The organism is Knoellia locipacati, from assembly GCF_044791685.1.
GTDB classification, from domain to species: Bacteria; Actinomycetota; Actinomycetes; order Actinomycetales; family Dermatophilaceae; genus Knoellia; species Knoellia locipacati_A.
The window spans coordinates 131,663-144,248 of the sequence record NZ_CP087730.1 but is presented as its reverse complement, the minus strand read 5'-3'; the positions used below and the strand labels follow the sequence as shown (position 1 = coordinate 144,248).

Here is a 12,586-nt window from a genome sequence, read left to right as displayed (position 1 = left end):
GTGGTCCTCACGAACGGGGGACATGAGCCCCGTTTGTGAGGACGCCGTCGTCCACAGTCATCGGTCCCGGTGGCCATCGTCCACAGGCAGCCCCTCTGCACGTGGCTCATGACCGGAGGCCGATCGACGATCGACTGATGGACAAGAATCAGAGGCGGCGCGTTGCCGCAGGACTGGCGGCGGAGCGCGGGGGAGTCGTGCGTCGACGTGACCTGCGCGCCGCCGGGGTGCACCGCAACGACGTGCGCACCGAGGTTGGCAACGGTCGCTGGCGCGTCAGGGGGCTGCACACCCTCGAGGTGCTCGAGGTCCCGAAGGAGCCGGTAGCCGACCTGTGGCATGCGGTGTGGGAGTCCGGCCCGGGTGCCGTGCTCGACGGGCCGGCGGCGCTCGTCGCCCAGGGCATGCAGGGCTTCGCACCATCGACCATCGACGTGAGCCTCCCGAGGTCGGCCAGCGTCCGTGAGGTCCATGGCGTGACCACTCATCAGCGGCGGGTCCTCGAACGCTGCGTCACTGCGGGAGTTCCGCGGGTCGCTCCTGAGTGGGCGATCATCCACGCCGCGCAGTGGGCGGTGAGTGACCGACAGGCAGCCCTGCTCGTGTGCCTGCCCGTCCAACAGCGGCTCGTGCGACCGGCGCGACTCATGGAGGCGTGGCTGATCGTGCGTCGCTCGCCGCGACGCGAGCTCCTCGGGCAGGTGATTCCCGATGTGTGCGACGGTGCGCACTCGTTGGGCGAGCTCGACTTCGGCGGATGGTGCCGTCGCTACGGCTTGCCGCAGCCCCGACGGCAGAGTCTGCGGACTGGTCCCTCGGGCCGCGTCTACCTCGATGTCGAGTGGGAGGGCCTCGTCGTCGAGATCGACGGCGGTCACCACCTGCTCGGGCTCAACCCCACCGACGACGCGCTCCGGGCCAACGAGGTCGCACTCGGGTCGACCAGGGTGCTGCGGATCCCGTTGCTGGGCCTCAGGCTCGACCCCTGGCGCTTCATGGACCAAGTTGCCCGCGGGCTCGGGCTCCCGGTCCTCACAAGCGCGTGACATGTGCCCCGTTCGTGAGGACCGGGGGGCCGACGGGGATCAGCAGCCGCCGCAGTTGTAGTAGAGGATGTCCCAGTGGTTGCTCTCCTTGGCGTAGATGTTGCCCGCGCCTGAGCGATACATGGGTGCACCGTCACCGCGCACCCCGGCATACGTGAACGTGCTCGTGATGTAGCTGCCGACGCAGCTGTAGAGGCCGATGTCGATCTTGTAGCCGTTCCAGTGGCTGTAGGTCCCCGACGCGTGCCCCACCTCGGTGCCGCCCGTGGCGTTGATGGCACAGCCGCTGGCGCGCTTGAGGGTGATGATGCCGTCGATGGTCGTCGAGTTGATCTGCTCGAACGACGTGCAGGTCGACACGTTGCGGTTGCTGCAGCCACCGGTCGAGGACCAGGTGATTCCGGCCGCGGACAGCTTCGCGGTCGCCTGCGAGTGGGTGAGCTTGGTGACGGCGGAGGCCGAGGGAGCGGTCCCGAGGAGGGCGGCGACGGAGACGGCCGCGACGGCTGCCGTCCGGGCGCCACGCGTGGCGAGAATGGTCATGGAGGTTCCTCCTGCATCGGTGGCGTGGTGGGGAGAGCCAGCACTTCGACGCTAGGTTGGGTCGGGCAAACCCCCGGTCAGGAGCGACTCAGGAGGTGGTCAAGGCTCCTGCGAGCAGGGTCCGGGAACACCGCCCGGCCCGTGCGAGTTCACCGGGCAGACCCGTTTTCAACCCGAGGAGGACCCATGGCTCGTGGTGTCATCAAGCTCGCCGCACTGGCCGGACTGGCCAAGCAGGCCCGCGACTACGCCCAGAAGAACCCCGACTCCGTCTCGTCCGCCATCGCCAAGGTCGAGTCGGCCGTGAGGGGCAAGGTGGGCCCGAAGTACGCCGGCCACGTGGGCAAGGGCGGCAACGCCGTGCGCTCCGGACTCGGCATCGCCCACAACCGTCCGGCCCCCGGCGCGAGCCTGCCGCGGACCGACGAGCCGGTGACCCCGCCCCCGGCGCCGCCGACCCCCTGAGTCGCTCGGCGACCAGCCCACCGAAGGCCCGAACGCGCCCTTGCTGCCCCGTGCAGCAGGGGCGCGTTCTGCGACGATGACCGTATGCCGCAGACGAACCCGCCGCTCGACAAGGCCACCGTGGGACTCGCGACCCTCTTCCTCACCTCGGGCGCGACCCATCTCGTCCGCCCCCAGGTCTTCGAGGGGATCGTGCCGCACGTGCTGCCACGCAAGCGCGAGCTCGTCTACGTCAGCGGTGTCGCCGAGATCGTCTGTGCGCTCGGGCTGCTCCACCCGCGCACGCGCAAGGCCGCCGGTCTCGCCAGCGCGGTCCTGCTCGTCGGGGTGTTCCCCGCCAACGTCCAGATGACCGCCGACCACGCCAAGCGGGCCCAGCGCAGGGATGACGCCGGCTCCAAGGCCTTCCTGGCGGGCACCGTCGCCCGGCTCCCGCTGCAGTGGCCGCTCATCCGGACCGCCCTGCGCGCCGCCGGTCGCCTCTGATCCCTCCCGCCGGCCCCCAGCGGAGTCCTAGTCTGGGCGCCATGGCCGCCTTCGAGTTCAGCCGCAGCACCTCCATCGACGCGCCACCGGCCGTCGTCCACGGACTCATCAACGACTTCCACCGCTGGGAGGCCTGGTCTCCGTGGGAAGACGTCGACCCGGACCTGCGCCGCGCCTACTCCGGCTCGGACTCCGGTGTGGGGGCCCATTACGAGTGGCAGGGCAACCGCAAGGCCGGCGAGGGTTCGATGGAGATCACGAGCTCCAGCGGCCAGAGCATCGGCGTCGACCTGCACTTCACGAAGCCCTTCAAGGCCGATCACGAGATCGAGTTCGTGCTCACCCCGGTCGGTGACGGCACGAACGTCGACTGGGTCATGCGGGGCAACAACACCGGCCTCATGGCCCTGTTCGCCAAGGTCGTGCCGACCGAGAAGCTCGTCGGCAAGGACTTCGAGAAGGGCCTGGCCCGGCTCAAGCGGGCTGCGGAGTCCAGCACCGCGGCCTGACGAGCGTCACGGCACGGCCACCCCTGACGGCGGGGCTGCAGTAGGCGAGGGCTCAGGCCCTCCACTCCAGCTCGGCCTCGGCGAGGGCGAGGTCGAGCATGCCCAACGCCTTCGGGCCCGTGCCGTGCAGGGCGAGTACGTCTGAGCGGCGCCACTCGCTGAGTTCCTCGAGCGTCGTGATGCCGGCCGCCGCGAGCGCGCGGGCCGCGGGGTTGCTCGTGTGCGGGATCGCGGTGCCCGTGCGTTCGAGCGTGTCGGCGATGCGGACCCGGTATGCCGTGGCCAGCGCCTCGAGGTCCGCGCGGTAGTCGGCGATCCGGCAGCCCAGGCCGTTGCGCTTCACGAGGATCCCCTCGTCGGCCCAGTGCGGCCGGGCCCGGTCGAGCAGGTCCCTCGGCAGGTCACCGGAGGCGTTGGTGACGCGCCACCAGGGGAGTCCGTCGCTGTGTTGCGACATGAAGGACCCCACCTGCCGAGGACCGATCCCGACGATGCCGCCGAGGTCGCCGTAGCTCACCACCCGGCCGCGGGGCACCAGCTCGACGAGGGTCAGCACGCGCTCGATGGTCAGCTCGCTCGCCATGGCCGCCAGCCTAGGGTGGGGTGGTGACGAGCGCCGCGGCCCCGACGCTGTGGCGCGACGCCGACTTCTTGCGCTACTGGTCCTCGCGCGCGGTGACGATGATCGGCTCGTCGGTCACGGCGGTCGCCCTGCCGGTGCTCATCTACCAGGAGACGGGCTCGCCGGCGCTCACGTCGTCGCTCATGGCCACGAGCACCCTCTCGATGGCGTTCTTCGGGCTCGTCGGCGGCGTCCTGGGCGACCGCTTCGACCGTCGCCGCATCATGATCGCCGCCGACCTGGTGAGCGCCGGCGCCATCGCCAGCCTCGTCGTGGCCCACGTCCTGGGGGTGCTCACCATCCCGCACGTGTATGCCGCCGCCTTCGCCTCTGCGTCCGCGGCTGTGCTCTTCGACGGGTCCAGTGCCGGGGCACTCCCGACGCTGGTCGGGCGTCATCGTCTGCCCGACGCCAACGCGCGGATCTGGGGCACTCAAGGTGTCCTCGACGTCGCCATGCCGGCTGCTGCGGGCCTCGCGCTCGTCATCTGGTCACCGGCAACGCTGCTCGTCGTGGACGTCCTGTCCTTCCTCGGCAGCGTCCTGCTCGTCCGTGCGATCCGCTCCGCGATGAACGGGACCCGAGAGCAGGCGGTCCGTGTCACGCCCGGCGTCCTGTGGGGCGACCTCGTCGAGGGCCTGACCTACCTTCGGCGGCACCCGACGCTGTGGCCGCTGGCGATGGTCGCCGTCTTCGGAGCCGGCTCTGCCGCTGCGCTTCTCGGTCTCATCGTGCCGTGGGCCGACCGCGTCCTCGGCGTGGGCACGAGCGGCTGGCGGTTCGGGCTGCTCTTCGGCAGCTGGGCCGCCGGCGCGTTCTTCGCGTCGTTCCTCATGCCCCGGCTCAGCCGCCGGCTCGGGGCGATCCGCCTGGGGCAGCTCCTCTTCCCGGCGATGACGCTGCTCCTCGTCGTGCTGAGCAGGATGGACCGCTACGGCCTGGCGCTCGCGGTCTACCTCGTCTACGCGACGTTGCAGGTGCTCGTCATCTCGGCGACGGTCACCTACCGCATGCAGGTCATCCCCGAACGGCTCCTCTCACGCGTGAGCACCGCGTCCCGGACGATCTCCTGGGGTGGAGGCGCGACGCTCGGCGTCCTCGTGTCGGGTCAGGTCGCGTCCCACTGGGGAGTGGCTCGCGCCCTCGTCGTCGTGGCCGTCGCGAACGGCTGCGCCGCCTTGCTCATGTGGGTCCCGGCGCTGCGGCGGGCAGCCCCCACGGCGAGGTTCGTCGAGCCCGACTGAACGGTCCCGGCGGGGGTTGTGCGACCCCGACGGCCGGAGGAGAGTGGCGGGGACGGCGTGCCGACCGGCCTTCGTCGTCCAGGCCAGTCCCCGTGCGCCGCCCCGGAAGTTCCCCCACACCGAGGAGGTCACCATGACGACGGCCCGAGACATCATGCACGCAGGAACGCAGTGCATCGCAGAGGACCAGACGCTCGACGAAGCGGCCCGGATGATGCGCGACATGGGAGTCGGCTCCCTGCCCATCTGCGGCAAGGACGAGAAGCTGCACGGGATCATCACCGACCGCGACATCGTCATCAAGTGCATCGCAGAGGGCTTGGACCCGAGCAGCTGCACCGCCGCCGAGCTCGCCCAGGGCAAGGTCACCTGGGTCGACGCCGACACCGACATGAGCACGGTCGTCGAGACGATGGGTCGCGAGCAGATCAAGCGACTGCCGGTCATGGCCGACCACAGGCTGGTCGGCATGATCAGCGAGGCCGATCTCGCCAAGCACCTGGACGAGAGGCAGCTGAGCCAGTTCGTCGAGGGAGTCTTCGCCAGGCCCTGACCGCGGTTCAGATGGTCCTCGGCGGCCAGGCGTTCGCGCCGCGCAGGCGACGGGCCACGCCCACAACACTCATCCGGGCCAGCCCGGATGAGTGTTGTGGCATCCCGGGCATCCGAGGACCGTGAGCACTGACGGGGCGCCGGAAGCCTTCGGCTGCCGGGCTGCTCGGGGTACGACGAGCGCTGGGAGGCAGCCATGACACTCGCACAGATCGCAGCCGGCACGGCCAGCGTCTCCGTCCAGGACTTCGGCGGTTCGGTCGCCCTTGCCAAGGAGTTCCAGAGCCGCCTCGTCGCCCTCGGCTGCCTCGACCCACCCGCTGATGGTTCGGTCGGTCCGGTGACGAGGCTCGTGGTCCCCACGTTCGCCAAGACCCTGGGGCTCCCGGCCCCTGTGGCCATCACTCCGGCGATCGCCAAGGCCCTGCTCCAGCAGACGCCGCGGACGTTCCTGCCCTGGAAGCTGGGCACCGACTTCGGTAGTCGACTCGTCAAGTTCATGCTGGCCAACCGCCTGTTCGTGGCACGGCTTCCGGGCTTTCTCACCATCGTCTACATCGAGGGCGCGAACGCCGACGGTCGACCCAACCCCGATGCTCCCGACCAGTTCAACGACCGGCGCATCGTGATCAAGCGCGACGTGAGCGGGAAGCCGGTCGTGCTGCACAACGCCTTGGCCACCACCGAGCCGGGGAAACACTTCACGGACCACCCGCTCAATGCCAACGGTGCCGCCCGGATCGCGTTCGGGCAGTACAAGGCGTGGAGGGTCGGGTTCCACCGGGCGAACCAGTCGCCGCCCCGCAAGCACGAAGCGCTGGTACAGGCCGCGAACGTCACAGTGCATCGGGACAAGAACAAGGACGGGAAGCGCACCGGCGACCGGACCTTCACGGGCGACGGCTTCGGCATCAACCAGCACCACGCTCACGACGCCCCGGCGAACAGCATCGGCACACACGGCGCGGGCTGCCTCGTGGGCCGGAGCAAAGCCGAGCACCAGGCGTTCATGGCGATCGTCAAGAAGGACCCACGATTCGCGGCCAGCCGGGGCTACCTCTACATGACGACGGTGATCAACGGCGACACGTTCGGTGCCTTCGCCTGAGCCACGCCGCGCTCTCCGTTGCCGCGTACCCGGAATGGGAGTGAACGGCATACGAGGTCGTCGTTATCCTTGGCGGGTTCCCCCCACCAAGACCCTGGAGAGCCACTGTGGCCATGCGCATGTCCTCGCTGTTCCTGCGAACCCTGCGCGAGGACCCGGCCGATGCCGAGCTGCCCGGTCACCGGCTCCTCGTGCGCGCCGGCTACATCCGTCGCGCCGCACCCGGCATCTACACCTGGCTGCCGCTCGGGCTCAAGGTCCTGCGCCGTGTCGAGGCGATCGTCCGCGAGGAGATGGACGCGATGGGGGCGCAGGAGCTGACGTTCCCGGCACTGCTGCCGCGCGAGCCCTACGAGGCGACGAACCGCTGGACCGAGTACGGCGACAACATCTTCCGGCTCAAGGACCGCAAGGGCGTCGACTACCTGCTCGGGCCGACGCACGAGGAGATGTTCACCCTCGCCGTCAAGGACCTGTACAGCTCCTACAAGGACCTGCCGCTCAGCATCTACCAGATCCAGAACAAGTACCGCGACGAGGCGCGGCCGCGCGCCGGGCTCCTGCGCGGGCGCGAGTTCATCATGAAGGACTCGTACTCGTTCGACGTGAGCGACGAGGGGCTGCAGGCGTCCTACGACGCGCACCGCGAGGCCTATGTCCGGATCTTCGACCGGCTCGGCTTCGAGTACGTCATCGTCGCCGCGATGTCCGGTGCCATGGGCGGCTCGGCGAGCGAGGAGTTCCTCGCCGTGAGTGCGATCGGCGAGGACACGTTCGTCCGCAACGATGCCGGCACGTATGCCGCGAACGTCGAGGCCGTCGTGGTCGCGCAGGCCGAGGCACTGGACGCCTCGGCCGTGCCGGCTGCGCACATCGAGGACACCCCCGACACCCCGACGATCGAGACGCTCGTCGCCTCGCTCAACGCGAACCACCCGCGCCACGACGGTCGGGAGTGGACCGCCGCCGACACCCTCAAGAACGTCATCGTCATGCTCGTCCACCCCGACGGCACCCGTGAGCCGCTCGCCATCGGCGTGCCCGGTGACCGCGAGGTCGACGCCAAGCGGCTCGAGGCGCAGGTGTCGCCCGCCGAGGTCGAGGCCTTCGACGAGAAGGACTTCGCCGCCACCCCGTCGCTGGCCAAGGGCTACATCGGCCCGGGCGTGCTCGGCGAGGAACGCGAGTCGAAGATCCGCTACCTCCTCGACCCGTCGGTCGCCGAGGGGTCCGCGTGGGTCACCGGTGCCGACGAGCACGGCAAGCACGTCCTCGACCTCGTCCACGGTCGTGACTTCACCGCCGACGGCACGATCCAGGCCGCCGAGGTGCGCGAGGGCGACCCGAGCCCCGACGGCAACGGAGTCCTGCACACCGCCCGCGGCATCGAGATGGGCCACATCTTCCAGCTCGGCCGCAAGTTCGCCGAGGCGCTCGACCTCAAGGTGCTCGACGAGAACGGCAAGCTCGTCACCGTGACGATGGGCTCCTACGGCATCGGCGTCTCGCGCGCCGTCGCCGCGGTCGCGGAGGGCAACCTCGACGAGGCGGGCCTGTGCTGGCCGCGCAACGTCACGCCCGCCGACGTCCACGTCGTCGCGACGGGCAAGAACCGCGACCGCGATGGTGACGTCTTCGCCAAGGCTGACGAGCTCACCGCGGCCTTCGAGGCCCAGGGCCTCGAGGTCCTCTACGACGACCGCGAGAAGGTCAGCCCCGGCGTGAAGTTCAAGGACTCCGAGCTCATCGGCGTCCCGACCATCGTCGTCGTCGGCAAGTCGCTCGAGAACGGCATCGTCGAGATCAAGGACCGCCGCTCCGGCGAGCGTCGCGAGGTCGCGGTCGACTCCGTCGTCGACGAGGTGCTGCGCGAGGTCCGCGGAGACGGCGCATGACGCAGTCCCGCCCCCTCGAGGCCGTCATCTTCGACTGGGGCGGGACCCTCACGCCCTGGCACGACGTCGACCTGCCGCAGCAGTGGCGGGTCTATGCGCGCGAGGTCCACGGCATCCCCCTCGACGCGAGCGACATGCCTGCCGAGGAGCTCGCCGAGGCGGACTCGCTGGCGATGCGCATCCTCGAGGCCGAGGGCCGGGCGTGGCAACGAGGTCGCACCGAGCACTCCAGCGCGACGCTCGAGGCGATCCTCGACGACGCCGGCATCGACCCGGCCCACGACCGTCACCACCTGGCGCTCGCGGCCTACCGCGGCTTCTGGGAGCCGCACACCCACACCGACGCACAGGTCCGTCCCGTGTGGGAAGGGCTGCGAGAGAGGGGAATTCGCATCGGCGTCCTCTCCAACACGATCTGGTCCCGCGACTACCACCGCGAGGTGTTCAGGCGCGACGGTGTCCTCGACCTCCTCGACGCCGACGTCTACTCCTCCGAGATCCACGTCGTGAAGCCGCACGCCGACGCCTTCCGTGCGGCGTGCGAGGCCGTCGGTGTCGACCCCGAGGCGGCGGCCTACGTCGGTGACCGCCCGTTCGAGGACGTCCACGGTCCGCAGCAGGTCGGCATGCGCGCCATCTGGATCCCGCACTCGGACATCCCGGTCGACCAGCAGGTCGCCGTCGAGGTCACTCCCGACGCCGTCGCCCACGAGCTGCTCGACATCCTCGACATCGTCGACGCGTGGTCGGAGGCATGACCGAGGCGCTGGGCGACGTCGGGCTGACCACGCTCGCGCTCATGGCCCTCGCCGGGTTCGTCGCCGGCTGGATCGACGCGGTCGTCGGCGGGGGAGGGCTCATCCAGATCCCTGCTCTCCTGCTCGGCTTCCCGGGTGCGAGCCCGGCGCAGGTCCTGGCCACGAACAAGATCGGGTCCATCGCCGGCACGGTTGCCAGCGCGACGACCTACTGGCGACGCGTCCGTCCGGATCTGCGCACGGCCCTGCCGATGGCGGCCGTGGCCTACGTCGGCGCGATCGGAGGCGCCCTCATCGGGCTGCACATCCCCAAGTCCGCCTTCAACCCGATCATCCTCGTCATGCTCGTCGCGGTGGGTGCCTACACGCTCTTCAAGCCCTCGCTCGGGACGAACACGGCGCTGCGGTGGGACGGCACCCGCCACACCGTCACGGCGATGCTCGTCGGGTTCGTCATCGGCGTCTACGACGGGGCGCTCGGGCCGGGCACGGGCTCGTTCATGGTCTTCGCGCTCGTCGGCCTCATGGGCTACGCCTTCCTCGAGGCCAGCGCCAAGGCCAAGATCGCGAACTTCGCGACCAACCTCGGCGCCCTCACCGTCTTCGCCCCCGGAGGCCACGTCATGTGGAAGGTTGGCGCCGTGATGGCTGCGGCGAACCTCCTCGGCGGCTACGTCGGTGCCCGGACCGCGGTGTCCCGGGGCAGCGGCTTCGTCCGCATCGTCTTCGTCGTGGTCGTCGCGGCATTCACGATCCGCATCGGTGGGCAGGTGCTCGGTGTCTGGTGACCCCCGCGAGGTCGAGGACCTCCTCGACCGGCTCGCCGACCTCGTCGACCGGGTCGCACCCCGTCGCGCGGTCCTCGGCATCGCCGGGCCACCCGGAGCCGGCAAGACGACCTTGGTGACGCGGCTGCTCACGGCCGTCACGGCATACGAGCGCCTGTCGGGTCGGGTCGCGCACGTGCCGATGGACGGCTTCCACCTCACGAACGCCGCGCTCGAGTCGCTCGGGCGACGCGACCGCAAGGGCGCTCCCGACACGTTCGACGCGATGGCGTATGCCGGTGTGCTGGCGTCCGTGCGCGCGGAACCTCGCGCTGTCGTCACGGCACCGAGCTTCGACCACGGCGTCGGTGAGCCGGTGCCCGACTCGCTCGTCGTCCCCCTCGACGCCGACCTGGTCGTGACCGAGGGCAACTACCTGCTGCTCGACGACGGCGACTGGCCGACGGTGGCGCCGATGCTCGACGAGGTGTGGTGGTGCGCGCTCGACCCGGACGCTCGGGTGGAGCGGCTCATCGCCCGTCACGTCGAGACCGGCCGTGAGGCAGCCGACGCGACGGAGTGGGTGCTGCGCTCCGACGAGTCCAACGCCCGCGTCGTCGACGGAGGCGCCGAGAGCGCCGACGTCGTCCTGCTCGACGGCGTGGTGCTCAGCGAGCCTCGGCAGTGAGCCACACGACGGCGTAGGGCTCGAGCCACACGTTGCCGTCGTCACCCCACGTCAGCGGCTGACCGGTGAGCTCGTCGCTCGAGTTGTCCACGCCGAGGGCGTGGGCCCGGTGACCGGGCCAGAGGCGCCAGGTCGGAGTGACGTTGTGCACGGCCACGAAGGTCCCAAGCGGGTGCTCGCGCACGGTGACGAGCACCCCCGGGTCGTCGACCGGCCCGATGCGGGACTCGATGCTGCCGTGCAGGTGGGGGAGCGACGCGCGCGCCCGGATGAGGCCCTGGAGGTCAGCGAAGACCCGTCCCGCCGCCGTCGTGGGGTCGTTGCGCGCGTCGTGCCGCTCCCGGTCCAGCCGGGGCCGGTGCGCCCAGCGGTTGTCGTCCTCGTGCCCGGGCTCGTCGGCCCAGTGCGGGTCGTTGGGCTGCCCCAGCTCGTCTCCGCTCCAGATCACCGGGATCCCGCCCCACCCGAGCACGAGGGCGTGGGCGAGCCGCAGGGCTCGCGCGGCGAGGTCGCGCTCCTCATCGGTGCCGGCGGTGGAGAGCCCGACCAGGCTGGCGGCGCTCCCGCTCGTCCGGCCGTCGTCGGTCGCGGGGTTGTACTGGAAGACCAGGCCGTCGGCGTTCGACCCGGGGAACTGGCCGGCATACCAGCGCGTGAGGAAGCGGCGGTGGGCATGGCCGTCGACACCCACGGCGACGGCGTCCTCGTCCTGGATCGCCCACCCGATGTCGTCGTGGCAGCGCAGGTAGGTCAGCCACGTCGAGGTCGTCGGCTTGGTCGGCAGGTGTGACAGGGCGTGCGCGGCGAGGCGGACGTCCTTGCTGGCCAGCATCGACCACACCTGGACCATGAGGCTGTTGTGGTAGGCGAGGTCGCTGACCTTGCCGGTGTAGCGCCCCTGGCCGAGGTAGGCGAGCAGCTTGCTCGGTGCGACGATGGCCTCGGCCTTGAAAGCGACCGCGGGACAGGCGATCCGGGTGACCGCGCGCAGGGCCTGGGTGATGGCGTGGACCTCGGGCTGGCCCTGGCAGTCGGTGCCCATCCGCTTCCACATGAAGGCGATGGCGTCGAGCCGGAACACGTCCACCCCGCGGTTGGCGAGCTCGAGGATGATCGACGCGAACTCCCGCAGGACCGCAGGGTTGGACCAGTTGAGGTCCCACTGCCACTCGTTGAACGTCGTCCACACCCAGCCGTCGAGCTCGTCGTCCCACGTGAAGCTCCCGGGGGCGAAGTCGGGGAAGACCTCGGGCAGCGTGAGCTCGTACGCGTCGGGGAGGGTGCGGTCGGGGAAGACGTGGAAGTACTCCCGGTATGCCGTCTCGCCGGACCTCGCGCGTGCGGCCCAGTCGTGCTCGCGCGCGACGTGATTGAGCACGAGGTCGAGCACGAGGCTCACGCCGTCGGCGTGCAGGGCCGAGGCGAGCACCTCGAGGTCCTCCATCGTCCCGAGGTCGGGGCGCACCGCGCGGTAGTCGGCCACGGCGTAGCCGCCGTCGTTGTCGCCCTCGCGCGGCTGGAGCAGCGGCATGAGGTGGAGGTACGTGACGCCGAGGTCGCGCAGGTAGGGGATCTCCTCGACCACGCCTCGCAGGTCTCCGGCGAAGCGCTCCGTGTAGGCGGCGTACCCGAGCATCGAGGGCTCCTGGAGCCAGTCCGGACGGAGCATCCGTTGGAGGTCGCGCCGGTGCTGCGCGTCGGGCCGGTCGCGGAACGCCTGTGCGGCGAGGTCGACGAGTTCGGCTCCGAGGTCGGTGGCCGCGCCGCCGTGGAGGCCTGCCAGCGCGTCGTGCAGGTCCGGCCACCACCGCCCCAGGCGCTCCGCGAACATCTCCCGCCGCTCGGGCGACAGACCGTCGAGCGCGACCGAGGGCGGGGGAGGCGTCGTCACGTACGCCATTGT

General features: G+C 70.5%; 14 protein-coding genes. 11 read left to right on the top strand and 3 right to left on the bottom strand.

Translation table 11 applies throughout. From position 1 onward, the window contains the following. Positions 1-137 precede the first annotated feature (137 nt). On the top strand, positions 138-1,046 hold the full coding sequence (locus LL946_RS00630; protein WP_404383734.1) for a hypothetical protein: 909 nt from the start codon (positions 138-140) through the stop codon (positions 1,044-1,046). A 39-nt stretch (positions 1,047-1,085) separates the two neighbouring features. Here LL946_RS00630 and LL946_RS00625 read toward each other — a convergent pair whose 3' ends face one another. Next, a complete protein-coding gene (locus LL946_RS00625; RefSeq protein ID WP_404383732.1) occupies positions 1,086-1,589 on the bottom strand; it encodes a hypothetical protein in 504 nt (167 codons plus the stop codon). Positions 1,590-1,775: 186 nt separating this feature from the next. On the opposite strand from LL946_RS00625, the gene LL946_RS00620 reads away from it, so the two are divergent. The 3 genes from LL946_RS00620 to LL946_RS00610 all read left to right on the top strand — a co-directional run bounded on the left by LL946_RS00620 (position 1,776) and on the right by LL946_RS00610 (position 3,049). Further along, positions 1,776-2,054: an antitoxin gene (locus LL946_RS00620; RefSeq protein ID WP_404383730.1), complete on the top strand. Its 279-nt coding sequence runs from the start codon at positions 1,776-1,778 to the stop codon at positions 2,052-2,054. A gap of 84 nt (positions 2,055-2,138) precedes the next feature. Next, positions 2,139-2,540, top strand: coding sequence for a MauE/DoxX family redox-associated membrane protein (locus tag LL946_RS00615; protein ID WP_404383728.1), 402 nt, complete (start codon positions 2,139-2,141; stop codon positions 2,538-2,540). A 41-nt stretch (positions 2,541-2,581) separates the two neighbouring features. Continuing rightward, on the top strand, positions 2,582-3,049 hold the full coding sequence (locus tag LL946_RS00610) for an SRPBCC family protein (protein ID WP_404383726.1): 468 nt from the start codon (positions 2,582-2,584) through the stop codon (positions 3,047-3,049). Positions 3,050-3,101: 52 nt separating this feature from the next. On the opposite strand, the gene LL946_RS00605 is transcribed toward LL946_RS00610, so the two are convergent. Continuing rightward, positions 3,102-3,632, bottom strand: a complete 531-nt coding sequence (locus LL946_RS00605; protein ID WP_404383724.1) for an MGMT family protein — start codon at positions 3,630-3,632, stop codon at positions 3,102-3,104. Between the two features lie 23 nt (positions 3,633-3,655). Between LL946_RS00605 and LL946_RS00600 the strand changes: the two genes are divergently transcribed. The 7 genes from LL946_RS00600 to LL946_RS00570 all read left to right on the top strand — a co-directional run bounded on the left by LL946_RS00600 (position 3,656) and on the right by LL946_RS00570 (position 10,683). Next, on the top strand, positions 3,656-4,915 hold the full coding sequence (locus LL946_RS00600; protein ID WP_404383722.1) for an MFS transporter: 1,260 nt from the start codon (positions 3,656-3,658) through the stop codon (positions 4,913-4,915). Between the two features lie 133 nt (positions 4,916-5,048). Further along, positions 5,049-5,468: a CBS domain-containing protein gene (locus LL946_RS00595; RefSeq protein WP_404383720.1), complete on the top strand. Its 420-nt coding sequence runs from the start codon at positions 5,049-5,051 to the stop codon at positions 5,466-5,468. Positions 5,469-5,663: 195 nt separating this feature from the next. After that, complete coding sequence (locus tag LL946_RS00590; RefSeq protein ID WP_404383718.1) at positions 5,664-6,575, top strand: peptidoglycan-binding protein; 912 nt, start codon at positions 5,664-5,666, stop codon at positions 6,573-6,575. A 113-nt stretch (positions 6,576-6,688) separates the two neighbouring features. Further along, positions 6,689-8,470, top strand: coding sequence for a proline--tRNA ligase (locus LL946_RS00585; protein ID WP_404383716.1), 1,782 nt, complete (start codon positions 6,689-6,691; stop codon positions 8,468-8,470). After that, positions 8,467-9,228 (top strand): HAD family hydrolase, encoded by a 762-nt coding sequence (locus LL946_RS00580; protein ID WP_404383714.1) that lies wholly within the window; start codon positions 8,467-8,469, stop codon positions 9,226-9,228. Before LL946_RS00585 ends, LL946_RS00580 begins: the two co-directional genes overlap by 4 nt. Beyond that, complete coding sequence (locus LL946_RS00575) at positions 9,225-10,016, top strand: TSUP family transporter (protein ID WP_404383712.1); 792 nt, start codon at positions 9,225-9,227, stop codon at positions 10,014-10,016. The genes LL946_RS00580 and LL946_RS00575 overlap by 4 nt, the downstream gene beginning before the upstream one ends. Beyond that, positions 10,006-10,683 (top strand): nucleoside/nucleotide kinase family protein, encoded by a 678-nt coding sequence (locus tag LL946_RS00570; RefSeq protein WP_404383710.1) that lies wholly within the window; start codon positions 10,006-10,008, stop codon positions 10,681-10,683. The genes LL946_RS00575 and LL946_RS00570 overlap by 11 nt, the downstream gene beginning before the upstream one ends. Here LL946_RS00570 and LL946_RS00565 read toward each other — a convergent pair. Next, the gene (locus LL946_RS00565) at positions 10,664-12,583 is read right to left on the bottom strand and encodes an alpha-amylase family protein (RefSeq protein WP_404383708.1); all 1,920 of its coding nucleotides are present in this window, start codon (positions 12,581-12,583) and stop codon (positions 10,664-10,666) included. The genes LL946_RS00570 and LL946_RS00565 overlap by 20 nt on opposite strands. Between the last annotated feature and the right edge of the window lie 3 nt (positions 12,584-12,586).